Origin of the sequence: Aeromonas sp. s1(2024), assembly GCF_040908005.1 — a bacterium.
Lineage (GTDB): Bacteria > Pseudomonadota > Gammaproteobacteria > Enterobacterales > Aeromonadaceae > Aeromonas > Aeromonas caviae.
In genome coordinates, this window is the sequence record NZ_JBFOCW010000083.1 from 178,510 (window position 1) to 204,688 (window position 26,179).

The 26,179-nt window shown below is 62.0% G+C and carries 24 protein-coding genes and 1 tRNA gene; 10 read left to right on the forward strand and 15 right to left on the reverse strand.

Annotated elements, in window-relative coordinates; genetic code table 11:
* The 3 genes from AB5Y70_RS20240 to tatA form a co-directional block, all read right to left on the reverse strand.
* Positions 1–1,422, reverse strand: a complete 1,422-nt coding sequence (locus AB5Y70_RS20240) for a lytic transglycosylase F (protein ID WP_010672594.1) — start codon at positions 1,420–1,422, stop codon at positions 1–3.
* A gap of 216 nt (positions 1,423–1,638) precedes the next feature.
* On the reverse strand, positions 1,639–1,941 hold the full coding sequence (locus AB5Y70_RS20245) for a YfcZ/YiiS family protein (RefSeq protein WP_010672593.1): 303 nt from the start codon (positions 1,939–1,941) through the stop codon (positions 1,639–1,641).
* Between the two features lie 10 nt (positions 1,942–1,951).
* Positions 1,952–2,116, reverse strand: coding sequence for a twin-arginine translocase TatA/TatE family subunit (tatA, locus tag AB5Y70_RS20250; RefSeq protein ID WP_010672592.1), 165 nt, complete (start codon positions 2,114–2,116; stop codon positions 1,952–1,954).
* Positions 2,117–2,409: 293 nt separating this feature from the next.
* Here tatA and AB5Y70_RS20255 point away from each other — a divergent pair, with 293 nt between their 5' ends.
* The gene (locus tag AB5Y70_RS20255) at positions 2,410–3,387 is read left to right on the forward strand and encodes a LysR substrate-binding domain-containing protein (protein WP_045522983.1); all 978 of its coding nucleotides are present in this window, start codon (positions 2,410–2,412) and stop codon (positions 3,385–3,387) included.
* Between the two features lie 60 nt (positions 3,388–3,447).
* On the opposite strand, the gene AB5Y70_RS20260 is transcribed toward AB5Y70_RS20255, so the two are convergent.
* Both AB5Y70_RS20260 and AB5Y70_RS20265 read right to left on the reverse strand, forming a co-directional pair.
* Positions 3,448–4,047: a YhgN family NAAT transporter gene (locus tag AB5Y70_RS20260; protein ID WP_010672590.1), complete on the reverse strand. Its 600-nt coding sequence runs from the start codon at positions 4,045–4,047 to the stop codon at positions 3,448–3,450.
* 101 nt (positions 4,048–4,148) lie between these two features.
* Positions 4,149–4,394, reverse strand: a complete 246-nt coding sequence (locus tag AB5Y70_RS20265; RefSeq protein ID WP_039040405.1) for a YecH family metal-binding protein — start codon at positions 4,392–4,394, stop codon at positions 4,149–4,151.
* Between the two features lie 207 nt (positions 4,395–4,601).
* On the opposite strand from AB5Y70_RS20265, the gene AB5Y70_RS20270 reads away from it, so the two are divergent.
* Complete coding sequence (locus AB5Y70_RS20270; RefSeq protein WP_041214291.1) at positions 4,602–5,885, forward strand: dicarboxylate/amino acid:cation symporter; 1,284 nt, start codon at positions 4,602–4,604, stop codon at positions 5,883–5,885.
* Between the two features lie 15 nt (positions 5,886–5,900).
* On the opposite strand, the gene AB5Y70_RS20275 is transcribed toward AB5Y70_RS20270, so the two are convergent.
* Together AB5Y70_RS20275 and AB5Y70_RS20280 are read right to left on the reverse strand one after the other, a co-directional pair.
* A complete protein-coding gene (locus AB5Y70_RS20275; protein WP_010672587.1) occupies positions 5,901–6,215 on the reverse strand; it encodes a DUF2007 domain-containing protein in 315 nt (104 codons plus the stop codon).
* Between the two features lie 243 nt (positions 6,216–6,458).
* Positions 6,459–7,361, reverse strand: coding sequence for a LysR family transcriptional regulator (locus tag AB5Y70_RS20280; RefSeq protein ID WP_043154427.1), 903 nt, complete (start codon positions 7,359–7,361; stop codon positions 6,459–6,461).
* 97 nt (positions 7,362–7,458) lie between these two features.
* Here AB5Y70_RS20280 and AB5Y70_RS20285 point away from each other — a divergent pair, with 97 nt between their 5' ends.
* Both AB5Y70_RS20285 and AB5Y70_RS20290 read left to right on the forward strand, forming a co-directional pair.
* Positions 7,459–8,511, forward strand: a complete 1,053-nt coding sequence (locus tag AB5Y70_RS20285; protein ID WP_039040403.1) for an HlyD family secretion protein — start codon at positions 7,459–7,461, stop codon at positions 8,509–8,511.
* Positions 8,511–10,064, forward strand: a complete 1,554-nt coding sequence (locus tag AB5Y70_RS20290; RefSeq protein WP_010672584.1) for a DHA2 family efflux MFS transporter permease subunit — start codon at positions 8,511–8,513, stop codon at positions 10,062–10,064. Before AB5Y70_RS20285 ends, AB5Y70_RS20290 begins: the two co-directional genes overlap by 1 nt.
* A 60-nt stretch (positions 10,065–10,124) precedes the next feature.
* Here AB5Y70_RS20290 and AB5Y70_RS20295 read toward each other — a convergent pair whose 3' ends face one another.
* Positions 10,125–10,751 (reverse strand): lysoplasmalogenase, encoded by a 627-nt coding sequence (locus AB5Y70_RS20295; RefSeq protein ID WP_039040401.1) that lies wholly within the window; start codon positions 10,749–10,751, stop codon positions 10,125–10,127.
* A 172-nt stretch (positions 10,752–10,923) separates the two neighbouring features.
* On the opposite strand from AB5Y70_RS20295, the gene AB5Y70_RS20300 reads away from it, so the two are divergent.
* Complete coding sequence (locus AB5Y70_RS20300; protein WP_005332188.1) at positions 10,924–11,082, forward strand: hypothetical protein; 159 nt, start codon at positions 10,924–10,926, stop codon at positions 11,080–11,082.
* Between the two features lie 88 nt (positions 11,083–11,170).
* Here the strand turns inward: AB5Y70_RS20300 and AB5Y70_RS20305 are convergent, their stop codons facing one another.
* The 6 genes from AB5Y70_RS20305 to AB5Y70_RS20330 form a co-directional block, all read right to left on the reverse strand.
* Entirely contained in the window at positions 11,171–13,735 is a 2,565-nt protein-coding gene (locus tag AB5Y70_RS20305) for a TRAP transporter permease (protein ID WP_049637320.1), read from the reverse strand.
* Between the two features lie 87 nt (positions 13,736–13,822).
* The gene (locus tag AB5Y70_RS20310) at positions 13,823–14,794 is read right to left on the reverse strand and encodes a TAXI family TRAP transporter solute-binding subunit (RefSeq protein ID WP_029313514.1); all 972 of its coding nucleotides are present in this window, start codon (positions 14,792–14,794) and stop codon (positions 13,823–13,825) included.
* 547 nt (positions 14,795–15,341) lie between these two features.
* Positions 15,342–17,507, reverse strand: coding sequence for an oligopeptidase B (locus tag AB5Y70_RS20315; protein WP_049637321.1), 2,166 nt, complete (start codon positions 17,505–17,507; stop codon positions 15,342–15,344).
* A 288-nt stretch (positions 17,508–17,795) separates the two neighbouring features.
* A complete protein-coding gene (locus tag AB5Y70_RS20320; RefSeq protein ID WP_049637322.1) occupies positions 17,796–18,227 on the reverse strand; it encodes a DUF411 domain-containing protein in 432 nt (143 codons plus the stop codon).
* A 45-nt stretch (positions 18,228–18,272) separates the two neighbouring features.
* Positions 18,273–18,596: a hypothetical protein gene (locus AB5Y70_RS20325; RefSeq protein WP_039040397.1), complete on the reverse strand. Its 324-nt coding sequence runs from the start codon at positions 18,594–18,596 to the stop codon at positions 18,273–18,275.
* A gap of 76 nt (positions 18,597–18,672) precedes the next feature.
* Positions 18,673–19,395, reverse strand: a complete 723-nt coding sequence (locus AB5Y70_RS20330; protein ID WP_042881944.1) for an SDR family oxidoreductase — start codon at positions 19,393–19,395, stop codon at positions 18,673–18,675.
* A gap of 140 nt (positions 19,396–19,535) precedes the next feature.
* Here AB5Y70_RS20330 and AB5Y70_RS20335 point away from each other — a divergent pair, with 140 nt between their 5' ends.
* The 5 genes from AB5Y70_RS20335 to AB5Y70_RS20355 all read left to right on the forward strand — a co-directional run bounded on the left by AB5Y70_RS20335 (position 19,536) and on the right by AB5Y70_RS20355 (position 24,619).
* Entirely contained in the window at positions 19,536–20,378 is an 843-nt protein-coding gene (locus AB5Y70_RS20335) for a LysR family transcriptional regulator (RefSeq protein WP_368176119.1), read from the forward strand.
* Positions 20,379–20,437: 59 nt separating this feature from the next.
* Entirely contained in the window at positions 20,438–21,037 is a 600-nt protein-coding gene (locus tag AB5Y70_RS20340) for an NAD(P)H-dependent oxidoreductase (protein ID WP_041212184.1), read from the forward strand.
* A gap of 70 nt (positions 21,038–21,107) precedes the next feature.
* Positions 21,108–22,964 (forward strand): monovalent cation:proton antiporter-2 (CPA2) family protein, encoded by a 1,857-nt coding sequence (locus AB5Y70_RS20345; RefSeq protein ID WP_368176120.1) that lies wholly within the window; start codon positions 21,108–21,110, stop codon positions 22,962–22,964.
* On the forward strand, positions 22,961–23,347 hold the full coding sequence (locus tag AB5Y70_RS20350) for a SirB2 family protein (protein WP_049637325.1): 387 nt from the start codon (positions 22,961–22,963) through the stop codon (positions 23,345–23,347). The genes AB5Y70_RS20345 and AB5Y70_RS20350 overlap by 4 nt, the downstream gene beginning before the upstream one ends.
* A gap of 285 nt (positions 23,348–23,632) precedes the next feature.
* Complete coding sequence (locus AB5Y70_RS20355; RefSeq protein ID WP_029313511.1) at positions 23,633–24,619, forward strand: YafY family protein; 987 nt, start codon at positions 23,633–23,635, stop codon at positions 24,617–24,619.
* A 1,313-nt stretch (positions 24,620–25,932) separates the two neighbouring features.
* Here the strand turns inward: AB5Y70_RS20355 and AB5Y70_RS20360 are convergent.
* A tRNA-Asp gene (locus AB5Y70_RS20360) sits at positions 25,933–26,009 on the reverse strand.
* Positions 26,010–26,179 lie beyond the last annotated feature (170 nt).

Sequence of the window (26,179 nt, forward strand, 5' to 3'; positions counted from 1 at the left end):
TCAGGGCTGCACCGCCTCGATGGCCTCTGACTTGCCCTCCAGCTGGGGCAGGCTGAAACGGTAGGCCACGTAGTATTTGTAGATGGTGCCAACGTAGTTGATGGGCCCCTGGCCCACATCGTTGGCCACCAGCTGCTCCACATTGCCGAACCAGACGTTCGGATCCAGCCCCTTGTCGGCCGCCTTGGCCTGCAATGCCTGGACCCGGTTCGGACCCGCATTGTAGGCGGCCAGGGCGAACAGATGGCGATTGAGCCTGTCCATCCCGGGATCATTGAAGTAGGTGTCCAGGATGAGCCGCATGTAGCGACAGGCAGCTTCCACATTGCCCTCCAGACTGGTGAGTCTGGCGCCTCGGATCCCCACCTCCTTGCCGGTGCTCGGCAGCAATTGCATGATGCCGACGGCCCCCCGGTGAGAGCCGACATTGGGATTGAGCCCCGACTCCTTGTAAGCCAGCGCGGCCAGCATCAGCCAGTCCAGCTGATACTTGTCCGCCTGGGCCTCCAGTACCTTGCGAATGGTCGACAGTCGCCCCAGCGGGTCCGGCGCCAGTATGTTGCTCATGCGGTCGCTCTGCGCCAGCAGGCGGCGCAATGTCATGTCACTGTAGAGGGTCCGCTTGCTCGACTCCGAGATGTAGGCGTTCACCGCCTTGAGCAGCTCCGGGCTGTTGTTGCGCAGGGCCCAGGCGCTGCGCCCCTTGTCCCGCAGCGGAATCAGCCTGTGGGCCTTGAGGCCGCCAATCATGTCGAGCCAGATCCGCCCCTTGAAGCTGTCGGTGACCGTCAGCGGAATGATCCCGGCTGACACCATCTCCAGCAGGTCCCCGTCCTGCAGGTATTCGGGAACCGTCTCGATGTAGACCGGGGGCAACCCCAGCTCCCGAAACAGCCAGTTGAGCTGGTGCAGGCTCTCGAAATAACTGGAGCTGGCTCGCACCCAGATCCGCCGGCCGGACAGCTGGGTGATGCGATTGAAGGCAGGGAGCTCCCGCTGGCTCACCACCCACTCCTCGATGGGGGCGATCAGCGGCTGGGAGAAGGTCACCTGCTCGCGCCGGGTGGGGGTGACCGTCAGGTTGGCGGCCACCAGATCCCCGCGCCCCTCGGCCAGATAGTCCAGCAGCTTGTCCTGGCGCACCGGGATATAAATGATCTTGAGCTTGAGCTTCTCCTTGGCCAGGTAGGTCTGGTTCAACCAGCGCTCGAATCCCTGAAGCTGATTGACCAGGATGCCGTACTGGGCTCCCTTGTCGAAAAAGAAAAACCCCCGCTCATAGACCACCAGGGCCCTGAGCTCTTTTTTTTGCAGGATGTGTTCGAGATCACCGGCCTGGGGCAGCAACTGCGGCTTGAGATCAGCCGCCAGCAGAGGGAGAGAGCAGAGAGCCAGCAGGGCCCAGATCCATCGCCGCATCATGATTTAACCACCTCGCTGTGGGCCGGTGCGCACCGTCGGATCTGTCAGAGAAGGCGCCTGCGCCAAGTCATGGGGCGTCGCGGGATCTTCTGCCGATCGGCGCATGCCGGACGGAAAACGGATCGTCCGTGGGATAACTCACTATACAACGCAAAGGGAGGGAAAAAGCGAGGGGCAGAGCAAGACGGCAGGCAAGCCTGCCGTGTCATCACGATCTCAGAGGGAGCGGGCGCGCATCTCGAAGATCAGCTTCTCGGCGGTGCAGGTGAATTGCAGGCGGGCCTTCAGGATCACGCCATCCGGGCCCCGGCTCAGCTCGCTGCTGCTTTTGGCTTCGGCAGTGACCTGCTTGGCCAGCGCCTCGTAAGCTGCAAATTTCTCGCGGGCGTCGGCTTCTGCAGCGGCCTCGATCACCAGCTCCATGACGTCGTCACCTTCGCCGATGATGGTGCCAATTTCGGCGAAACAGCCGCAACTGTCACAGGTCTCGTTCAGTTCCACTTTCTCGTCTACAGACATACGTTCACTCCTACTTATTCCGGATATTGTCATCGTCGCGCAAGGCGTTGCGAAAATCCCTGATGGCAGTGCCCAGATCCTCACCGGCGCCAGCCAGGCGTTTGCTGCCAAACACCACGACGACGACCACGAGCAGGATCAGCAGATGCCAGATATGAATGCCACCCAGTCCCATAGGGAGACTCCTGACTGTTAGATACCTGGAGGTTGTATCAAAAGAAAGCGTATCGATTGTTGGGCAAAATCAAGGCCGGTGCAAGTTGGCGAAAAAATCGCGCAAAAAACGGCGACGAGGCGCAAAAAAATACGGCGACCATGGGCCGCCGTATGAGTCGGTGCTACTTGTCCCCTCAACCGCTACATCCTGTACCAGCCGCCACCAGGGCGAGAGACCCGTCGAGCATAGGATCGCCAAGATATGAAAACAAATGGTATATATTCATCTAGGAATTGAAGAGGATTCATATCATGTTGCTGGAACAGCTTGCACGCATAGACCTTAATCTGTTGATAATCCTGCAAGTCTTGCTGGAAGAGCGCAACGGCAGCCGGGCTGCACGCCGTTTGCACCTGAGCCAGTCCGCCGTCAGCAAGGCCCTCGGGCGGTTGCGGGAGACCTTTGACGATCCCCTGTTCGTGCGCTCGGCCTACGGGATGGATCCCACTCCGCGCGCCCTGGATCTCCAGCAGCAACTGCAGCCCATACTGCTCTCCCTGGACAACCTGATCCAGCCGCCGGACTTCGATCCCGCCAGCACGGAGCGGGAGTTCGTCATCGCCAGCATGGACAGCGCCTTCACCCTGTTTGCCCCCCTCTACCTGAGCGAACTGAAGCGTCAGGCTCCTGGCATCCGCCTGCGCTACGAGGAGTGGACCGAGCACAGCCTGACCGAGATGAGCCAGGGCCAGGTGGATATCGCCTTCACGGTGCGGGAGAACTGCATCAATTCGGATTTTCGCCTCGACACCCTGCCCAACGCCATCTGCCAGCGGTTGCTCACCATCGACGATCTCACCTGTCTGGTGCAGCGGGATCACCCTGCCTTGCAGGAGCCCGAGTGGGATCTCGCCCGTTACCTCGCCTACCCCCACGTGCAGACCTACTGCGAGGGGCGGGATCGCTGGATGCTGGATCACAAGCTGGCGGAGCAGGATCTCTATCGCCGCATCGAGGCGACCGTCCCCTCCTTCGAGGCGGCCCTGCGCATGGGCATGCACTCGGACATGATAGTGACCCTCTCCCGCCTCTACGCCCGCCACGCCACCCAGGTCTATCCCCTGGTGCCGCTGCCGCTGCCCATCGCCCTGGACAGCATCTCCCACCTGCTCATCTGGCATCAGCGCCACGAGGAGGATCCGGGCCATCGCTGGCTGCGGGAGACCCTGCTCACCCTCATCATGGGCAAGCTGGAAACCTCGGTGGACGACCCGGCCGCTGCCGCCTGACGCGCAAAAAAAACGGGGCTCAAGAAGCCCCGTTTCACGTTGACATCAGCATTCGCCCCGTCAGTTCTGACCCGTCACCGCCAGATAGTGGTGTACCCCGTCCAGCAGCATCTGCACCGAGATCATCACCAGCAGCATGCCCATCAGCCGCTCCACCGCGGTGAGTCCTCGCTCACCCAGCAGCTTGTTGAACAGCTCGTAGAACATCAGGATCACGGCGCTGGCCCCCCAGGCCATCAGCAGGGCCAATGACCAGTCCACCATCCGGGTCGGCTCCTGGTTGGCCAGAAGCAGCAGGGAAGCCAGGATGGAGGGGCCCGCAATCATGGGGATGGCCATGGGCACCAGGAAGGGCTCCTCCCCCGCCGCCAGCCCGGTCACGCCACCGGGGCTCGGGAAGATCATCTTGATGGCGATGAGGAAGAGGATGATGCCCCCCGCGATGCTGACCGCCTCCTGACGCAGGTTGAGGAAGCTCAGGATCTGCTGACCGGCGAACAGGAAGCCCATCATGATCACCAGTGAAAACAACAGCTCCCGCAGCATTACCTTGCGTCGACGCTTGGGGTCGACATGGCGCAGGATGGAGAGGAAGACCGGCAGGTTGCCCAGCGGATCCATGATCAGAAACAGCATGACGGCAGCGGAGAATGTGTCCATAGAGCGCCCGGGCAGAACCTTTCAACAAGAGGGGAAGGAGGGCGAAATATAACAAAGGTGGCGGGATTCGGCGAGCGCCCCACCGCGCTCGCCGCTGGCGATCATCCGTGGTTGCAGATCTTGTCGGCGCGGGTCTGGAACCCTGACTCCGAGTCGATGAACTTGCCGCGCCTGGCCAGGAAGTCGATCAGGGCGTCAGCGTCCATCTCGCTGGCGCTGCAGGTGTGGAACCGGGCCTCGGCACCGAAGCGCGAGGCGATCGCCGCCCTGAGGCTGGCCCGGGTAAACGGACTCTCCTGCTCCAGCATCATCTCCATCACTTCGTGACCGTGTATCGATTGGGACATCTCGAACCTCTTTAATCATCATGTCAGATGACAATTAAAGCCCGAAGCCCGGAGAGGGTTCTTGATATAGGCCAACAAAACGCCTTTTTTAACGCCAGCGGGCTGGTCGTGAGCGCCGCTTTGTCGATAATGTGGCAACCTGACGGGGGGATGGCTACACTGTCGCCCCTTTTTGCCACCGCAGACAGAAATAAGGACATTGGCGTCATGCTGTTCCATGGATTGGTCTTCAAACCCTGGCGGATCTGGACCCGTCGCCCGCTCTGGTTGAAGACCCTGCTCGGCATGCTGACCGGGATAGGTCTGGGGCTCTGCTTCAGCGAGCAGGCCCTGCTGCTCAAGCCCATCGGCGTCCTGTTCGTCAACACCATCCAGATGCTGATGGTGCCCCTCATCTTCTGTTCCGTCCTGGCAGGCCTCACCGCCCTGCTCAAGGGCAAGCGGCTCGACCGCATCGCCGGCAAGGCCATCGGCTTCTATCTCTGCTCCACCGCCGTCGCCATCTGCATCGGCCTGATGATGGGCTGGCTGCTGGAACCGGGCATGGGCGCCAACATGGGTCCTTATGAACGGGGCGCCATGGCGCAGCAACCTACCCTGGCCAGCGTGCTGAGCCACCTGGTGCCGCGCAACCCGGTGCAGGCCATGGGCGATGGCAAGATATTGCAGGTGATCGTGTTCGCCGTGGCCCTCGCTCTCGCCCTCAACGCCACCGGACGACGCGGCCGCCCCGCCATCCTGTTCTTTACCTCCCTGGCAGAGGGAATGTTCAAGCTGACCCAGATGGTGATGGCCCTGGCCCCCTATGGCGTCTGCGCCCTGATGGCCTGGATGACCGGCAAGTACGGCGTCAGCCTGCTGTTGCCGCTGCTCAAGGTGATCGGCGCCGTCTACCTCGGCTGCCTGCTCCACGTGCTTGGCGTCTACAGCAGCCTGCTGCTCCTGATGGCGCGCCTCAACCCGTTGCACTACTTCAAGAGCATCGTCGATGCCCAGGCGGTGGCCTTCACCAGCAGTTCAAGCAGCAGCACCCTGCCCATCAGCCTGGCCTGCGCCGAACGCAGGCTCGGGGTCTCCCCCGCCATCACCGCCAAGGTGCTGCCCATCGGCGCCACCATCAACATGGATGGCACCGCCCTCTATCAGGGGGTCACCGCCCTGTTCGTGGCCCAGGCCTTCGGGGTGGATCTGCATCTGGTGGACTACCTGACCATCATCAGCATCGTCACGCTGGCCAGCATCGGCACGGCGGGCACACCCGGTACCGGGCTGATGCTGCTGACCCTGACCCTCACTGCCGTGGGACTGCCGCTGGAAGGGGTGGCACTCATCGCTGGCATAGACCGGATCCTCGACATGGCGCGCACCACGGTCAATGTCTCCGGCGACATCCTGGTCTCCGTGCTCATCGCCCGCAGCGAGAAGGAGCTGGATCTCGCCACCTACCACGATGCCCATGCGGGGGATGACATCGACTTCACCCTGCGCTGAGGGCGCGAGGGGCGTTCAATGATCCTGGGGATCGTGATGGCAGCGCCAGCAGATATCGAAGTTGGCGCCGTTCTCCTCCCCGCACTGGCCGCACAGCCAGCCATTGCCCTGGCGCTGCTGGTAGCGCTCGATGATCCGGCCTGCCCGCTGACGATCCCGCTCGTTCACCATCAGGGTCACTTGCAGCAGATCCACCGGCAGCTCCCCGAGCGCGCCGGAGAGTCCTTCGCCGCTGAGGCGCACCCTGACTCCCTCTACTTCCAAGGCCCCTTTCAGGGCATGCGCCTCCAGGGAGTGAGAGGCGCGATACAAGTTAATCCACTGATCCATACGTTGTCCTCGAAACCCTTGCCAGTGCCATCATCACCAGCACTACCATCATTCCAGGGCGAGCATCTTCCGGGAGCGAGATGCCCGATACAGATTCATCCACTGATCCATACGTTGTCCTCGAAACCCTTGCCAGTGCCGTCATCACCAGCACTACCATCATTACTCCAGGGCGAGCATCTTCCGGGAGCTAGATGCCCGATACAGATTCATCCACCGCTCCATACGTTGTCCTCGAAACCCTTACAGCAGCTTGTCGATGCCGTAAGCCGGGCCGTTGGCCACCAGAAAATCGATGAATGCCCTCAGCTTGCGCGGCATCAGGCGCCGCTCGGGAAACAGCAGGTAGATGGGTACCCTGGGTTGCTGCCACTCCGGCAGCAAGGAGACCAGCGTCCCGTTCGCCAGCTCATCATGGCACAGCATGGCAGGCAGGGAAGCCAGCCCCAGCCCCGCCTTCGCCGCCTCCCTGGCACAGGTGATGTTGTTGACCTGGAAGCGGGACGGGGGATCCACCAGCACTTCGCGATCATCCAGCTCGAAACACCAGTGCGAGGCGAGGAACCCCGTGCTGACCGCGATCCGCTCGTGATGCACCAGATCGGCGGGCCTCTGGATCACCGGGTGGCGCGCCAGATAGTCCGGGCTGGCGCACAGCAGCCGCTCGGTGCTCCAGAGACGCCGCGCCGCCAGGTTGGAGTCGCTCATGTCGCCGACCCGCACGATGGCATCCAGCCCCTCGCTGATGGGATCCACGATGCGGTTGGTCAGCTCCAGCTCCACCTTCATGCCCGGATAGGCTTGCAGGAAGTTCGCCACCAGCCTGCCCACCACCAGCTGTCCCGTCTCGATGGGCACCGCCAGCTTGAGGATCCCCGTCACCTCCTGCTGGCTGGCACTGAGCATCAGCTCGGCCTGGGCCAGCTCCTCCACCGCCTTGCTGCAGCGTAGATAATATTGTTCACCGGCTTCCGTCAGGGTGAGCTGCCGGGTGGAGCGATAGAGCAGCCGCGCGCCGAGACGCTGCTCCAGCTCGGCGATGCGGCGGCTCACCGTCGCCTTGGTCATGCCCAGCTCCTGGGCAGCGGCGGTAAAGGAGCCCTTGTCGACGATACGAACGAGGATTAAGGCAGCATTCAGGTCCATTGTTTCACCAGTGAAACTGTATATCTCATGAATGGATACTAATCGAAACAGTTGCACGATGTTAGCCTGCCCGCCACAGTTCAGGAAAACCAATATCATGAGTCAACACAAGAAGATCCCCCTGCTGGCCGCCCTGGTGCTGGCCCTGCTCGGCCTGCTGTTTGCCGGTTACTGGTATCTGCATGGCCGCTACTTCGAGAGCACCGACAACGCCTACCTGCAAAGCGAGGTGACCGGCATCGGTTCCAAGCTCTCCGGCTACATCAGCGAAGTACTGGTGACCGACAACCAGGCGGTGAAGGCCGGCCAGCTCATCGCCCGGCTCGACGACCGCGAGTACAGGACCAAGGTGGCGGAGGCCGAGGCCGATCTGCACCTCAACCAGGCGACGGCGGATAACCTCGCCGCCACCCGTATCCAGCAGTTGAGCCTCATCCGCCAGGCCGAGGCAAAAGTCAGCTCGGCCAATGCCGAGCAGGTCCGGGCCCAGCAGCAGGTGCGCCGGGTCAGCCAGCTCAATGAGCGTCACTACAGCTCCCAGGACAGCCTGGACGAGGTGCGCGCCGGCTTGCAGGTCAACCAGGCCCAGGCACTGGAGGCCAAAGCCGCCCTGCAGGCCGCCCGCGAGCGGCTGCTGGTGCTGGATGCCGAAGCCAAGCAGAACCAGGCCAGGCTGGCATTGAGCGAAGCCCAGCTCGAACAAGCCAGGCTGGAACTCGGCTACACCGAGCTGCGAGCCCCGGCTGACGGCATCATCGGCAAGCGCAGCCTGCGGGAAGGGCTCTACGTCCAGTCCGGTATGCAGGTGGCCAGCCTGGTGCCACTGAGCCAGGTGTGGGTCGAGGCCAACTTCAAGGAGACCCAGTTGCAGCACATGCAGCCGGGCCAGAAGGTGGAGGTGATCCTGGATGCCTATCCGGATCAACCGGTCGAGGGGATCATCGACAGCCTCTCTCCGGCCACCGGCGCCAAGTTCGCCCTGCTGCCGCCGGAGAACGCCACCGGCAACTTCACCAAAATCGTGCAGCGGGTACCGGTCAAGATCCGTATCCCGGATCCGGGCGCCCTGGCGGGCAAGCTGCTGCCCGGCCTCTCCACCGAGGTGATCGTCGACACCCGCACCCCTGATCCCGTGGTGGCCGCCCACTGATGGACGCCATACCACGCCGCAACTGGATCGCGGTCATGGGGGGCCTCATCGGCGCCTTCATGGCCATCCTCGACATCCAGATCACCAACGCCTCCCTGAAAGACATTCAGGGGGCACTCTCGGCCACCCTGAGCGAGAGCTCCTGGATCTCCACCTCCTATCTGGTGGCGGAGATGATCGCCATACCGCTGAGCGGCTGGCTGAGCCGGGGACTGAGCGTGCGGCGCTACCTGCTGTGGACCACGGGCGCCTTCATCGTCGCCTCCGTGCTCTGCTCGTTCAGCTGGAACCTCACCAGCATGATCGTCTTTCGGGCGCTGCAGGGCTTTACCGGCGGGGCCCTGATCCCCATGGCCTTCTCCCTCATCGTCAGCCTGCTGCCGCTGCACAAGCGAGCCACCGGCATGGCGCTGTTCGGCCTGTGCGCCACCTTCGCCCCCGCCATCGGCCCGACCCTGGGGGGCTGGCTGACGGAGCAGATGTCCTGGCACTACATCTTCTATCTGAACGTGCCGCCCGGTCTGCTGGTCATGGCCATGCTGGCCCACGGGCTGGACAGGAAGCCGGTGGACTGGGAGGTGATCAAGCGGGTGGATCTCATCGGTATCCTCACCATGGCGGTGGGTCTCGGCCTCCTGGAGGTGGTGCTGGAAGAGGGCAACCGGGAGGACTGGTTCGGCTCGAGCTTCATCGTGCGGCTCACCGTCATCTCGGTGGTGGCCCTGGTGTTCTTCGTCATCAGCCAGTTGCTGCGCCGCCACCCCCTGGTCAACCTGCGGCTGCTGCACAACCCGCGCTTCGCCCTCGCCTGCTTCGCCTACCTGGTCCTCGGTATGGGGTTGATGGGCTCCATCTATGTGCTGCCCCTCTACATGACCCAGATCCACAATTACAACGCCCTGGAAATCGGTGAAGTGCTGATGTGGATGGGGTTGCCCCAGTTGCTGGTGCTCCCCCTGGTGCCCAAGCTGACCCACAAGATAGATCCGCGCTATCTGGTGAGCTTCGGTTTTCTGGTCTTCGCCATCAGCTGCTTCATGAACGTGAACATGAATGCCGACTACGCCGGGCCCCAGCTGATCCAGTCCCTCATCGTGCGGGCCCTGGGGCAGCCCTTCATCATGGTGCCCCTCTCCCTGGTGGCGACCGCCAGCCTGACGCCGGACGAGATCCCCTCCTCCTCGACCCTGCTCAACGTGCTGCGCAACCTGGGGGGCGCCTTCGGCATCGCCATCATCGCCACCCTGATCGACAACGACACCCGGACTCATGTCAGCCAGATCGGCAGCACCCTGGCCGCCACCAGCATCGAGGGGCAGGCCTATCTGATGCAGTTGGCCCAGAACATGATGGCCCAGGGAGCCGGGCCGGAGCAGGCCCAGTTGCAGGCCCGGGCCATGCTGTCGAACACCATCAGCCGCGAGGCGGCCATCATGGCCTACAACCAGGTGTTCTACGTGATGGGTATCTTCCTGCTGATCGCCAGCGCCCTGATGCTGCTGCTCAAGCAGCCGGCCCCGAGGGCCCCTGACGCAGAACCGGTCGAGGCGTGAAAGGCGGGGATCACATAGCAAAACGGGCCAGAAGGCCCGTTTTTCATGGCTGCCCGCCAGTCAGCCCGCCAGGGAGGCGGCGATCAGGAACTGTGCCGCGAAGTAGCTGCTCATGATCCAGGCCGTGGCATGGGGGAAGGGGCGGCGGAATCTGTCCAGCGCCAGCATGCTGTCGGAGAAGAGGAACATCAGCGCCCCCACCAGGGCAGCGGCGCTGCCGGCAGTGAGAGAGGCATGCCAGGCACCGGCGGCCACCCAGGCCATGGCGATGATCACCAGCATGTAGCAGAAGACGGGGATCCTCATCTCGCCGAGCTGGCCCCACAAGAGCCCGAACACCATGCCGGCCACCAGCAACAGCAGCAGGCCGTCCACCAGCTTGAGCACCAGGGGCCCCTGGGCGAAACCGACGATGTAGCAGAGGTGAGCGACAAAAAATGCCGCCAGCCCCTGGATGAAGCGATCCCGTGGCAGCATCAGCAGCACGTCCCCCGCCAGCGACAGGCAGAGACCGAGCAGGATCCAGGCGTGGGAGCCGTTGTGATCGTCGCCTTGGTAGCCAAACGCCAGGGCGATGATGAACAGCATGGTCAGGGGTTTGCTGATGTAGAACTGACGGGAGTCTGAGCCGTAAGCCGCGCGGATGTGCCACCAGCCCGATGCGATGATCAAGAAACTCAATAACATGCCCTGCTCCTCACCGGCTGCTCGCCCTGGGGCGGCAACCTCTTTAGTGCCCGCAAGAGTAGCAAATTCCCCCGGCCAGTGGCAGAGGCTGAAGCAGATGGCTCCCTACACCTAAAGTCTAATTGCCCCCATCCCCGCCCTCGGGCATAAGAGACAGCTCTGGAGGATCACCATGGAAGATGCTATGACCAACTACCTGCCCGCTATCGACATCATGATGTGCCATCTTGGCATCAGCTTTGAACAGGCCTGCGAGCAGCTTGGCCTCAGCCCGCAGGAGCAGCAGACCCTCGACCAACTGCAAAAACAGAAGCAGACCCAGTCCAACTGATGCCCTGGACTGATGGCCCGAAGCGGCCGGCATCACAGCCCAGCATAAAAAACGGCGCCCGAAGGCGCCGTTTTTTATTGGGTGATGATCAGGGTCGAGCGACCCGGCGGCGTTGCAGCCAGACCACGGCCCCGAACAGCAGGAAGCCCGGCAGCCACATCAGCTCCTTGGGCCAGCGCTCGGTGGGCGCCTTGACGCTCAGGATCTGCTGATCCATCTCCAGCCCCAGATCGGCGGCCTGGCTGCCGAAGGTGACGGTGTCGATCAGGATCTTGCCGTCCTGCTCATAGGTCTGGATCCCCAGCTTGGCCAGACGGTCCTCACCACTGACGCCCGAAGGCACCGGCAGCAGCACGGTGAAGCGGCGCAGCTTGCCCACCGCATCTTCCCCTTCCATGCGCAGGCGCAGGGTGCTTTCGGCCTCCACCTGCCCCATGGTCTGGACCAGCTCGGCCGGGGCGGTGTCGCGATACGGGTCGTGCAGCAGATCCATCCAGAAGCCAGGACGGAACAGGGTGAAAGCCACCAGCAGCAGCAGCACGCTCTCGTACCAGCGGCTCTTCACCAGGAAGAAGCCCTGGGTGGCGGCAGCGAAGATCAGCATGGCGATGGTGGCCACGATGAAGATCAGCACGCCGTGGGCGAAGTCCACGTTGATGAGCAGCAGATCGGTGTTGAAGATGAACAGGAAGGGCAGCGCCGCGGTACGCAGGCTGTAGTAGAACGCCGTGATCCCTGTCTTGATGGGGTCGCCCTTGGAGACGGCGGCCGCGGCGAACGAGGCCAGCCCCACCGGCGGGGTCACGTCCGCCATGATGCCGAAGTAGAAGACGAACAGGTGCACCGCGATGAGCGGCACGATGAGGCCGTTCTGCTGACCCAGGGTGACGATCACCGGCGCCAGCAGGCTCGATACCACGATGTAGTTGGCAGTGGTCGGCAGCCCCATGCCGAGGATGAGGCTCAGCAGGGCGGTGAAGATCAGCATGAGCAGCAGGTTGCCCATGGAGAGGAACTCCACCAGATCCGCCAGTACCAGGCCGACGCCGGTCTGGGAGACGGCCCCGACGATGATGCCGGCAGTAGCGGTGGCAATGCCGATGCCGATCATGTTGCGGGCACCGGCAATCAGCCCCTCGCGCAGGTCCACCACGCCATCGGTGAAGGAGCCGTAGTCATGCTTGCCGTCGGTGCGCAGCCAGTTCAGCAGCGGTCGCTGGGTCAGCAGGATTATGATCAGCATCACCGACCCCCAGAAGGCCGACAGGCCGGGGGAGAGGCGCTCCACCATCAGACACCACACCAGCACCACCACGGGCAGCAGGAAGTGCAGGCCGGAGAGCAGCACGGCGCGGGTCTCGGGCAGCTCGTCCAGTGGCTTGTCCGGGTCTTCCGCCGGCAGCGGCGCGTTGCTCGCGGCGATCTTCAGCAGTCCCAGGTAGGCGACGGCCAGCAGCACGCTGATCCCCGGCAGGGCATAGTCACCCAGTACCGGCTTGAGCCAGCCCAGACCGTAGTAGACCGCCATGGAGAGGCCGCTGATGAGGGCGGCACCGAAGGCGAAGCCGGTCAGGCGGCGCAGCCAGGGGCGCGGCTGACGGTTGCCGATGGGCTGCATCCCGAGCTTGAGCGCTTCGAGGTGCACGATGTAGAGCAGGGCGATGTAGGAGATGGCCGCCGGCAGGAAGGCGTGCTTGATGATCTCCACATAGGGAATGCCCACGTACTCCACCATCAGGAAGGCCGCAGCCCCCATGACCGGCGGCATGATCTGGCCGTTGACCGAAGAGGCCACTTCCACCGCGCCGGCCTTCTCCTTGGAGAAACCGACCCGTTTCATCATGGGGATGGTGAAGGTGCCCGTGGTCACCACGTTGGCGATGGAGGAGCCGGAGATGACGCCGGTCAGGGCCGAGGCGACCACGGCCGCCTTGGCCGGGCCGCCGCGCAGGTGACCCAGCAGGCTGAAGGCGAGCTGGATGAAGTAATGGCCCGCACCGGCGCGCTCGAGCAGGGCGCCAAACAGCACGAACAGGAAGACGAAGCTGGTGGAGACCCCAAGGGCGATGCCGAACACCCCTTCGGTGGTGATCCACTGGTGGTTGGCCAGCGCATGCAGGCTCACCCCGCGGTGGGCCAGCAGGGAAGGCATCCAGGGACCGGCCAGGCTGTAGGCCAGGAAGACGATGGCGATGACCGCCAGGGCCGGGCCCAGGGCACGGCGGGCCGCTTCCAGCAGAAGCGGAATGCCGACGCAGGCCACCGCGAAGTCCATGGTGGTCAGGTTGCCGGGACGCTGGGCAAGCTCCTGGTACATCACGAACAGATAGCTGGCGACGGCGGCACCGACGAGGCCGAGGGCGATGTCGGCAAGGGGAACCCTGTCTCGCGGTGAGCTGCGCATGGCGGGGAACACCAGGTAGGCGAGCAGGATGGCGAAGGCCAGGTGAATCGAGCGTGTTTCAGTGTCGTTGAGGACGCCGATGCCAAGGGAGAAGGGCAGCGGCGAGGCAATCCAGAGCTGGAACAGGGACCAGATCAGCGCAAGACCCGCGATGATCCAGCTCATGGGGCCGATGGGCAGCCTGGCGCCGACGTCTTGGGCGATCAGCTCCTCGGCCGAGAACGCCTCTTGTTGTTGTGTTTGCTGCATAGTGTGACTCTGTAGGTACTGCAATAAATGAGACTCGCTCCCCCGAAGGAGGAGCGAGTCCGGGGCACATCCGAAGACGCAGCCGGATTACATCCAGCCACGTTCCTTGTAGTAACGCACAGCGCCTTCATGCAGCGGAGCGGAGAGACCCACCTTGATCATGTCGGCTTCCTTCAGATCCGCGAAGGCCGGGTGCAGGCGCTTGAAGCGGTCCAGGTTGTCGAACACGGACTTGACCAGCTGGTAGACCACTTCCGGGTCAGCCTTGGCGCTGGTGGAGAGCACCGCCTTGCCACCGATGGACGGGGTCGGGTTCGGGCTGCCCTTGTAGAGACCACCCGGGATCTCGGCCTTGCTGTAGTAGCTCTTCTCGGCCAGCAGCTTGTCGATCTCGGGGCCGGTGACCGGCACCAGCACGGTGTCCGTGGTGGTAGAGGCTTCCTGGATGGCGCCGTTCGGGTGGCCGACGAAGTAGCTCATGGCGTCGATGTTGTTGTCACCCAGGGCAGAGGCCTGCTCGGCGGGTTTCAGTTCGGAAACCAGGCTGAAGGCGGATTTGTCCCAGCCCTTCACGGTCATGATCTCTTCAAAGGTGTCACGCTGACCGGAACCCGGGTTGCCGATGTTGACGCGCTTGCCCTTCAAGTCGTCGAAGCTGGCTACCTTGGCGTCCTTGCGAGCCAGGATGGTGAACACTTCGCTCTGCAGGGAGAAGACGGCGCGGATGTCATCCATCGGACCTTCGGCCTTGAACGGCTCGACGCCCTTCATCGCCTTGTACTGGTGGTCGGACTGCATGATGCCGAAGTTGAATTCGCCGGAGCGGATGCCGTTGACGTTGGCAACACCGCCGCCACTGGCCGGGGCGTTGCACTTGATCTGGTGATCGGCGGCGCCGCGGTTGAGGAAGCGGCAGATGGACTGGCCCGCCACGTAGTAGACGCCGGTCTGACCGCCGGTGCCTATGGTCACGAAGCGCTCCTGCGCTTGCACCGGACCACCAAACGACACACCGACCAGAGCCGCCGACAAGGCGCACGCCAAGGATAATCCTTTCATGTTCTTCATCCTTTTCATTGATTTATTTCACCCGTTTCCCGGGAGAATATGAGACAGACCCGCATCAAGACTGGGTTCGCCTATACGACCTCGTACGAGGAAATGGTCGAGCGGCACGCGCCCTTCCAAAAGCCACCATCATCCTGCGGTGAGATAATCAGCGTCATGCCGATCGGAGGTGATCTGACCAGAAACGGGTCAGTTCAAAAGCATTAACGCTCCGATTAAGCACATAACACCAACATAAATCAAACAAAACAGCAAAATGGCGGATTTAAATAGCGAGAAGTTTGAAGCGGATCATTCATTTCTCAAGGGCAGATTAATTACATGAACTATCAAAGGGAAGCAATAAAAAGCACGCCCAGATTCTTTCGCAACCCTTGACTGGCAAGGATTAGATACCTGGTCCGTTATATCGCAAAATGCATACTGAACAGCATAAACACGACGTTAATGACGCTTTTGTCGCCAAGATGCAAAAACCCCGATCCGGGGCTGCCGGAACGGGGTTTGGTAACAAGCTGATTTCATTTGGGCCCGGCCATCACGCCTTGCTGCCAGCCAGCTCCAGAATGAAGGCGAACTCCAGGGCGATGTCCTCATAGGCCTTGAAACGGCCCGACTTGCCGCCATGACCGGCCTCCATGTCGGTGCTGAGCAGCAACTGGTTGTCGTCCGTCTTCAGCTCACGCAGCTTGGCCACCCACTTGGCCGGCTCCCAGTACTGCACCTGGGAGTCGTGCAGCCCCGTGGTCACCAGCAGATTCGGGTAGGCCTGGGCCTTGACCTGATCGTAGGGGCTGTAGGCCTTCATGTAGTCGTAGTAGCGCTTCTTGTTCGGGTTGCCCCACTCGTCATACTCCCCTGTGGTGAGGGGAATGGACTCGTCCAGCATGGTGGTGACCACGTCGACGAAGGGCACCTGGGCCACCACGCCGCGATAGAGCTGGGGCGCCTGGTTGATGACGGCCCCCATCAGCAGGCCGCCGGCGCTGCCTCCCATGGCATAGACCTGATCCCTGGCGCCGTAGCCTTGCGCCACCAGCGCCTCGGTCACGTCGATGAAGTCGTTGAAGGTGTTCTGCTTCTTGAGCAGCTTGCCCTCTTCATACCAGGTGCGGCCCAGCTCCTCGCCACCCCGGATATGGGCGATGGCGTAGACGAAGCCCCGGTCCAGCAGGCTCAGGCGTGAGCTGCTGAAGTCCGGGTCCATGCTGGCGCCGTAGGAGCCATAGCCGTAGACCAGCAGGGGATTGGTGCCTGCACCGCCCCCTGCCTTCTTGAACTTGTCCTTGCGATAGACCAGCGACACCGGCACGGCCACGCCGTCACGGGCGGTGATCCAGAGCCGCTCGCTGGCATATTGCGCAGGCACGAAGCCCGCCACCGGCTGCTGCTTGAGCAGGGTCCGCTTGCCGCTGTCCATGTCCAGCTCGTAGGTGGAGGACGGCGTGGTCATGGAGGAGTAGCCATAGCGCAGGGCGCTGGTGTCCGGCTCCGGGTTGTAGGCAAGCCAGGTGACATAGGCGGGATCGTCGAAGGCGATCTCCTTCTGCTCGCCGCTCTGCCAGTTGACCTGGCGCAACCGGGTCAACCCCTGGCTGCGCTCCTCCAGCACCAGCCAGTCCCTGAACAGGGCATAGCTCTCCAGCAGCACGTCCGGATTGGGGGCGATCACCGCCTTCCAGCGATCCACCGGACTCTCCTTGGTCTCATAGAGGCCGAAGTTCTTGCCGTCCTTGTTGGAGCGCACATAGAAGCGACCGCGGTAGTGATCCAGGCTGTATTCGTGATCCACCTGGCGGGGCAGGAACAGGCGTGGCGTCTGGCCCGGCACATTGGCATCAATGAGGCGCGCCTCGCTGGTGGTGGTGCTGGAGAGGGAGATGACGATGAAATCTTCCGAGGTGGTGGCGTAGAGGCTCACATAGAAGGAGTCGTCCTTCTCCTCGTAGACCAGGGTATCCTTCGCGGGATCCGTGCCCAGCTCGTGGCGATAGACCTGGTAGGGCAGCAGGGTCTTGGGGTGCTTGCGCACGTAGAAGACCGTCTTGCTGTCGTTGGCCCACACCAGGTTGCCGGAGGTGTTCTCGAGGGTGTCGGCGGCCCAGGCGCCGCTCTCCAGATCGAGGAACTGGATCCTATATTGACGGCGGGAGAGATAATCTTCCGCCACCGCCAGCCAGCGGTTGTTGCGGCTCACCTCGAGCGCCCCCAGGGCATAGAACTCGTGGCCTTCGGCGCGCTGGTTGCCATCCAGCAGCAGGGCGGGCGCCCCGTCCCCTTCCACCTTGCTGCGGGAGTAGATGGCGTACTCCTTGCCCGGCTCGTAACGGGTCTGATAGCGGTAGCCGTTCTTCACATAGGGGACAGACTCGTCCTGCTGGGGAATACGGGCCACCATCTCCTTGTAGAGCTGCTCGCGCAGCGGCTTGATCGGTGCAAGCATGGCCTCGGTGTAGGCATTCTCGGCCTTGAGATAGTCCAGCACCTCGGGCTTCTGCCGCTCGTCGTCACGCAGCCAGTAGTAGTTGTCGACGCGCGTGTCCCCGTGTTTTTTCAGGGTATGGGGGTGCTTGGCAGCCACCGGGGGGACAATGACAGGCTGGGTGGAAGTATCGCTTGTAGGCATGGCGGACTCTTCGTTGGCATGGGAACAGGGCGCAGCAAGCAGGCAAGCCAGCAGCAACCCCCGGGAAAAGGTGAACATGTCGCATCCTTTGCGCTGTCACAGGGCCGCCCCTCCCGCTGGTGCTGCACGCATCCAGACGGCACACCGGCAGGCAGCGGGAAAAGCGTCCCTGAGAAAATAAAAATTGGCGATCAATCTGCCCCTTGTCGCCCGGGGTTGCAAGGGCTCCCCGGACATTCCCCCCCAAATCGACGAAAAAGGGCCGCCATCTCGCGATGGCGGCCCTCCTCCCTGACCGTGAGCGACACGGGTTCGCTCAGGTGTGCCTCACATGATGGAAGTGTGTCTGCTCACGGTCAGCATCCATCAGCCGGGGTAGCTCGACCAGACTTTGGTCGCGCCCTCGTCACTGATGCTCAGCACCTGATAGGGCTGACCCGGAATATCCATGCCCGGCGCACTCTGGGGCATCCCCGGAATGGTCAGACCGCGGATCGCCGGTTTTTCCTTGAGCAGCTTCTGCACGTCGGCAGCGGGCACATGCCCCTCCACCACATAGCCGTTCACCACCCCGGTGTGGCAGGAGGCCAGCTGCGGGGTGATGCCATGCTGCTGCTTGATCGGGTCAAGCTGCTCGGTTTCCACGACCTTGACCTCAAAGCCGTTCTCTTCCATGTGCTTGATCCAGGTCTTGCAGCAACCGCAATACTGGGACTTGTAGACGGTCATCTGCCCGGTTGCCAGAGCAGAAACACTGACGGTACCGGCCAGCACGGCCAGTAACAGGGACTTGTACATATCTCACCTCGGTTAAGAAGAAATGCCCGGAAAGGGAAACTCGACTCAGCCGTGGTGACGGGGCGGACGCTCGAGACGCTCCAGGGGCGCCTCCGGCATGAACAGAGAGGGAGAGAGGAATGTCGGCCTGTCAGGCTCAAGCCGGGCAACCGTCAGGCTGTCGCTGGTGAGCACCGTCATGGCGAGCGCCGAGGTGAAGCTGCCGCAGGGCATGGCTTTTTCCAGGGTACGCTCGCTCTGGCTGCAATGGGGCGTCAGGGTACAGAGATCGGTGGCCGCACGGCTGCCAAACGACATCAGCACCAGCACCAGACTCCACAGGGGGAGCCAGCGGCGGGCGCGAGCGAGTTGGCGACGGGTCAGGACCATTAGACGACTCAATGACGAAAGAGGGCCTATGGTAACCCTTGGCCCAGGGGGAGGGTCAACCCCTCCCCCGTTTGCATCAGGGTTGCTGACGGGTGGCTGCCAGCACGATCTCCCGCACGCAGACGTTGGCCGGCTGGTGCCAGGCGTAGAGCACGGCGTCGGCGATCACCTCGGGTGCAATGACGCCTCCCATCTGATCCTTCCAGTCGTGATAGCCCGCCTTGATGCTCTCGTCCGTGGTGTGGCTGAGCAGCTCGGTCTCCACCGCGCCCGGAGCGATGGTCACCATCCGCACGCCGACATCGGCCACCTCTTCCCGGATATTCTCGGTCAGGGCGTGGACGGCGAACTTGGTGGCGCAGTAAGCGGCATGGTTCGGGAAGGTCTTGCGACCGGCGATGGAGCTGATGTTGATGATGGTGCCGCTGCGGCGGGCCTTCATGCCGGCCAGTACCGCATGCACGCCATTCAAAACCCCCATCACGTTGATGTTGAGCATCTGCTGCCACTCGGCGGGATCCTGCACGTCGGCCTGTCCCAGCAGCATGACGCCGGCATTGTTGACCAGACATCCCACCGGGCCGAATTGCGCCTCCGCCTGCGCCACGGCGGCCTTCATGGCGGCGGTGTCGGTGACATCGACCCCGATGCAGAGGGTATCGGGCAGGTTCAGCGCCTGCATGGGCTCGACCCGGCGGGCCAGCAACAGCAGCGGATGGCCGGCGGCGGAGAAGGCGCGGGCAATGGCGGCACCGATCCCGGCGGACGCGCCGGTGATCACCACGAGGGACTTGGACATGGAGTTTTCCTTCTGATGCGTTGAAATGGGCGTCAAACAAGGGCTGGCCAGCACGGGACCCAGTCACTATAGTCGCTACATCCATCGGCGATAAATATAGTTTTCCGCTGGTTATCATCTGAATTAACTATGGTATCCCCATGCTGGACCTGAGATTGCTGCGCTTCTTCATCGCCATCTATGAAGAGAAGAACATCACGGCGGCGGCAGCCCGCTGCCACGTGAGCCAACCCTCCCTCTCCGCCGGCCTTCGCCAGCTCGAAGAGAGCCTGGGGGACAGCCTCTTCATCCGGGGCAAGAAGGGGGTGGAAGCGAAGGATCCGGCCCACTATCTCTATCCCCACGCCGTCAAGCTGGTGGAAGAGGCGCGTCGCCTGCCGACCCTGTTTCGCCAGAAGGCGACGCGTGCGAGACTCAACATGGCCATCATGCCCGACCTCAGCCGCCGTCGGCTGGCGGGATTGCTTCGGCGGGTGCAGGGGGTGCTGCCCGAGCTGGATCTCACCCTCTCCGATTACGGCACCCCGGCCGACTGCCGGCTGACCCTGGATGCCCTGCGCCGGGAGGACGAGATCTTCCTGCCGCTCTGGGAAGAGGAGTACGTGCTGTGCGTTCCCAGGGGACACCCTCTTGCGGGCAGGGCGCGTATCGAGCTGGCTGAGTTGCAACACCATGATTTCATTGAGTGTCCCCCCTGCGAAGCCCATCAGCAAACCATAGGCCTGCTGGCCTGTGACCGGCTCACCCTCAATCTGGTGGCCAAGGCCGAGAGCAAGGGGCTGGTGATGGCGCTGGTGCTGGCCGGAGTGGGCATCAGCTTCCTGCCCGACGGGCTGGTGGAGGACGAAGCGGGCCTGTGCACCCTGCCCGTGAGCAGCCCCCGGATGTTCCGCCGCATCGGCCTCTGCTACCCCGCCCACCAGACCCTGAATCCGGCGCTGCGCGCACTGATCCCGGAACTGGCGGGCCTGGGAGCTTCTTGATAACGTTTCAGCTCACAGTCTGTCGCATGTGCCGGCAGCAGACCCTCTTCAGGAATCCCATGAAACGCATTCTGGTCATCTTTTCACACCCGGCGCTGCAGAGTTCCCGGGCCAACAAACAACTGCTGCACGCCATCGAGGGGCTGGAGGGGATCACCCTGCACGATCTCTGCCAGCGCTATCCGGACATGTTCATCAACGTGAAACGGGAACAGGCCCTGCTGGCGGAGCACGACATCATCGTCTTCCAGCACCCCTTCTACTGGTACTCCTGCCCGGCCATCATGAAAGAGTGGATGGACCTGGTGCTGGAGTACGGCTATGCCTACGGCCCCGAGGCCCATGCCCTCAACGGCAAGCAGTGGCTCAGCGCCATCACCACGGGGGGCGGCCCCGAATCCTACTGCCGCGCAGGCTACAACCAGCGCCCGCTGCTCGACTTCCTGCTCCCCTTCCAGCAGACCGCACAGCTGTGCGGCATGCGCTGGCTGCCCCCTTTCGTGCTGCACTCTTTCCACAAGCTCGAGGATCCCGAGGCGCTGCGCCGCTGCGGCCAGGACTATCGCCAACTGCTGTGCGCCCTGCGTGACGAACAGCTGACCCCGGCCCAGCTGGCCGAGAGCCCCTATCTGCGCGATCTGCTGGGGGTACTCCCATGACACACACTCGATCCGGGCGCAGGCCCGGCCAGCCCTCACCGGCATTCATCATGTTAAGGAGGAGCCGCTGATGGGACATGGATTGCTGTTTGACGCCCTGATCTACCTCTCGGCGGCGGTGATCGCCGTCCCGCTGGCCAAGCGGTGGGGGCTGGGCTCCGTCCTTGGCTACCTGCTGGCGGGGATCATCATAGGTCCCTTCCTGCTTGGTCTGGTGGGCGAGCAGAAAGACGTGATGCACTTCGCCGAGTTCGGGGTGGTGCTGATGCTGTTTCTGGTCGGTCTGGAGCTGCGCCCGGCCCTGTTGTGGCAACTGAAAGGGCCCATCCTCGGCAACGGTGGCCTGCAGGTGCTGCTCACCAGTGTCGCCCTGACCGGGGTGGGTTATCTTTTGGGTCTGCCCTGGCAGCAGGGGCTCGCCATCGGTCTCATTCTTGCGCTCTCCTCCACCGCCATCGTGCTGCAGAGCCTGCAGGAGCGCAAACTGATGCAGAGCGAGAGCGGCCGCTCCGCTTTCGCCGTGCTGCTGTTCCAGGACATCGCCGTCATCCCCATCCTGGCGATCCTGCCGCTGCTGGCCATCGCACCGGTCGCCAGCAGCGGCAGCTCGGAGCTGGCAGGCTGGCAGCACGGCCTGCTGGTGGTGGCCGCCATCGCCGGCATCGTGCTGGGTGGTCATTACCTGATGCGGCCGGTGTTTCGCGCCATCGCCCAGTCCCACATGCGGGAGATCTTCGTCGCTGCCGCCCTGCTGCTGGTGATCGCCATCGCCGTGCTGATGGAATCCGTCGGCCTCTCTCCCGCCCTCGGCTCCTTCCTCGCCGGCGTGGTGCTGGCGGACAGCGAATACCGCCACGAGCTGGAAGCAGACATAGAGCCGTTCAAGGGGCTGCTGCTCGGCCTCTTCTTCATGTCGGTGGGTGCCGGCATCGACTTCAGCCTCTTTGCCGCCCATCCCCTGTTGATCCCGGCACTGGTGATCGGTCTGATGGTGCTCAAGTGGCTGGTGCTGATGGGGCTCGGCTTTGTCATTCGCCTCTCCCCGAACCAGCGCTGGACCTTCGCCCTGGCCCTGGCCCAGGGCGGGGAGTTCGCCTTCGTGCTATTCTCGTTCGCCGCCCAGAACAAGGTACTGCCGGGCAGCACCATCTCACTGCTGACTCTGGTCGTCGCCCTCTCCATGGCGCTGACACCGCTGCTGCTTATCCTCAACGATCGGGTGATCCAGCCCTGGTTCGACTACCGCAACCAGAGCGACACCCCCGAACACGAACAGCCCGAGCTGGTGGAACACCCGGTCATCATCGCCGGCTTCGGTCGCTTCGGTCAGATAGTGGGGCGTCTGCTCCACGGCCATGGTATTGGCACCACCATACTCGAGCAGGATGCCAGCCAGATAGAGATGCTGAGAAAGTACGGCTACCAGGTGTTTTATGGGGATGCCAGCCGACTCGATCTGCTGCACGCGGCCGGCGCCCACAAGGCCAAACTGCTGGTGCTCTCCCTCAATGACCCGGCCACCTCCCTCGAAGTGATCGAGATGGTGAAAAAGCACTTCCCGCACCTCAGAATACTGGCCCGTGCCCAGGACAGACCCCATGCCCACGAGATCCTGCGCCACGGGATAGACAGCGTGCACCGCGAAACCCTGGGATCGGCCGTGGATCTTGGAGTAGAAGCACTCACCCTCTTGGGGTTCAGGGCCAATCAGGCCTGGCGTGCGGGACAGATGTTCAAGCAGTATGACAACCGACTGCTGCGGGAACAGGTCAACTACCTGGACGACGAGCACACCTATATCAACAAGAGCCTGCAATACCGCGACATCCTCTCCGACCTGCTGCAAGACGATCAGGAAGGACAGGAGCGTACCCACGCCCATCAATGGAACAGCGGTCTGCCCGACAACGACAAGGAAGCAACATGATTGCCTATTACCCCATGCTCAAACACCTTCACATGACCCTGGCCCTGGTCAGCCTGCTGCTCTTCCTCTACCGCTGGAGCCTGGCGCTGGCGGGCAGCGGGCGGCTGCAACAGAAATGGTTGAAGGTGCTGCCCCACATCAACGACACCTTCCTGCTGCTGTTTGGTGTGCTGCTGGCGGTGACCCTGCAGATGAGCCCTGGCCAGCAGCCCTGGTTGCTGGCCAAGCTGATTGCCCTGGTGATCTACATCGGCCTTGGCGTCATGGCGCTCAAGCGCCCTGCCCGCGGCCAGAAGCTGGTGGCCGGGGTGGCCGCTCTCGCAGTATTCGGCTACATGGTGGGCGCAGCCATCACCAAATCAGCCTGGTCCTGGCTGGCATAACGACGTGTCGAGGTGGGGCCCGTCCCTCACCTCCTTCCCACCTCCCCCTCCTTACTGCTTCCATTTCCTTCCAGTCACCCTGGTCGCGAGCATTCTCGCAAGGCTTGTTTTCAATAAAAAAAGGGCTCAAACAACCCCTTTTCATTGTTATTTTGTTTTATTTATCAATGCTTTGTTTCTTCATGTATGAAAATGGCGACAGTTGTCGCAGCAAAACTTGCGACATAGACTGTCGCAGGCCATGGCTAGGATACACTCAACGCTAAACCAGTGAAGGCATGCACCATGAGTAAGAAGCTGTTACGACAACTGACCTTGGCGCGTTGCATCCCGCACCGCCCTTACAAGCTGACCGCCAGCCAACTCCAGGTAAAACTGGAAGAGGAAGGCATTCACGTCAGTCTCCGTACCGTGCAACGGGACCTGGAAGAGATGTCCGGCATGGGACTGTTCGACCTCACCTCCGATGAGCGCAGCAAGCCTCATGGCTGGTGCTTCGAGCGCCATGGTCTCAATGACTTTGCCAACATCATGCCGCTCTCGCTGGCAGTGGCCCTGAAAACCTGGAGCGACCAGGCGAGCCAACTGTTGCCGGCAAGCGTGCTGACCGAATTGAACCCGCTGATCGACAAGGCTGGCCAGGTGATCCGCGACAGCCAGAGCGAACTGGCCGAGCGCTGGCTGGAGAGCGTGCACCAGTCACCTCGCCCCTTCGCCGGCAATCCGGAGATCCGCCGCAGCACCCTGATCCGCGACGCCCTCTGGCGTGGCCGCAAGTTCAGCGCCGAGATCCAGCGTGTCATCAAGGAGCGTACTGTCTGGCTCTGCTATGACCGCATCAATCCCCTCGGCATCCTGAACCAACCCGATGGCCCCATCCTGCTCTGTACCCTGTCCGAGCTGGATCCCAAGGTCTACGGTATCCCGTTCGATCACATCAAGAACGTGGAGTTGACCAACTTCAGCGCGACCCAGCCGAAGGACTTCAATATCCAGAAGCTGATCCGCGACCAGGGCTATCAGGACGTCAGCGGTCCGATCCGCTTCGTCGGGCGCATCGATGCCAACTGCCCGACCCTGATCGATGGACAAATCCCGGGACATAACCCGCGTATGACCCGTTACGACAAGCGCAGCGTGGTGGTGGAGACTGAAGTGCAGGATACGCCCGAGTTCCGCTCCTGGCTGAACAACATGAGCGGCAACCTGGAGGTGCTTGCACCCGAATCACTGCGCAAGGCCTACCCGACTCCTGGGACAAGGGTCAGCTAAAGAAACCAGCAGACAATACAAAGCCGAGATTTATCTCGGCTTTTGTCTACTTTTAAAGCATAAGTATTCAATTAATTTTGAACTCTTACACCCCTGATTGAAGCGGCTGTACCATCGTTTTCCTACCGATTTCTGCTTGTAAGAGATCTGCCATTCCCCCTGTAAGACCCCTCAGTGTTGAACCGTACGTGAAGCCATCCCGCACTGGGTATGCTTTCCACGGAAACTATCTAAATAACTGATAAACATAGATAATATTCCACTCCAGCCCATTTCTGTACCACATGTCACGGAGCTCAATCCGATTGCACACCTTGTTCGAGCCTGCAATTGCCTTAGTATGGGTCTCACAAGGACGAGCTGATTCGGCAGGATGCAGAAACAGCGCATAAACAAGGAATAGCCTGCAGGATGTGGGCAAGGAACACCTCGGGATGGGGTTGATAGCCAGGATGGTTATCACAAGGATCGACAGGACAACCGCAGGATGCGGTAGTTGGATACCTCGGGATGAGGTTGAGTGGCACGGATTGTCGCTCATCAAGGATGAAAGGACACCGCAAGACGCGGTCAGGAACAGCTTCAAGATGAAGCGTGATAGCCAGGATGGTTATCAGTCAGGATGACGCAGGAACACCACGGGATGTGGTAATGGACACCTCCAGGAAGGAGAGGGTGAAGCAATCAGGACAGATTGCCAGGCTAGGAAGGCCACAGGACACCCCAACGGATTGGGAAGGGGAATTTCCAAAGGAAAGGATAGCGTCAAGGATTGCAGGGAGCATGGCAGTTCAGGGAATGGACGAAATGACTTGAGGGGACAGCATCTGCTGTCCCCTTTTCTTTTGTGCACCCCATGCCCGCGACACAACAGAAAATGGAATCAGCCTGAGCGATCCTGCCTACATCACGCCATCTGCATCACTGATAACCTGTTTGTATACCCACCAGAGGCAGCCACAGTAGCGCTCCTTGCCTTTCCTCCGCCCTCCCTCATCTATACTCAGCGATATCCACTAGGCCCTCAGAGCGCAGCAGATCAGCCGCGGCCAACCAGCCAGAGTGCTCCTGGCGACTGATTCCAGGTAACAATGGCCACTGGCTTCTGATCCGCCAGGCAGATTGTTGAGTCATCCCTGAACTGTCTATATGTGTGACCACGAATGAAGCGTGGATGCCATTCGGCAAGGCGGAGATGGTCGTGTAGGGAAATGAGGATAACCCGGCCAAGCCACCTGGCACTGAGGATGAGGGATTGGGTAAATGTCAGAAAGCAAAAAGGCCTTCCCGTCAGGGAAGGCCTTTCAATTTAGTGGCGGAGCGGACGGGACTCGAACCCGCGACCCCCGGCGTGACAGGCCGGTATTCTAACCGACTGAACTACCGCTCCGCATTCGGTTAGCTTTCGCTAAATCTTTTGCTGCTTGTTTGTGAGGTGTCATCCTCGCAGCCAGCCATGTGATTCTTCACATCACCGTTTAATTGGGTGCCTGGCAGTGTCCTACTCTCGCATGGCGAATGCCACACTACCATCGGCGCTACAGCGTTTCACTTCTGAGT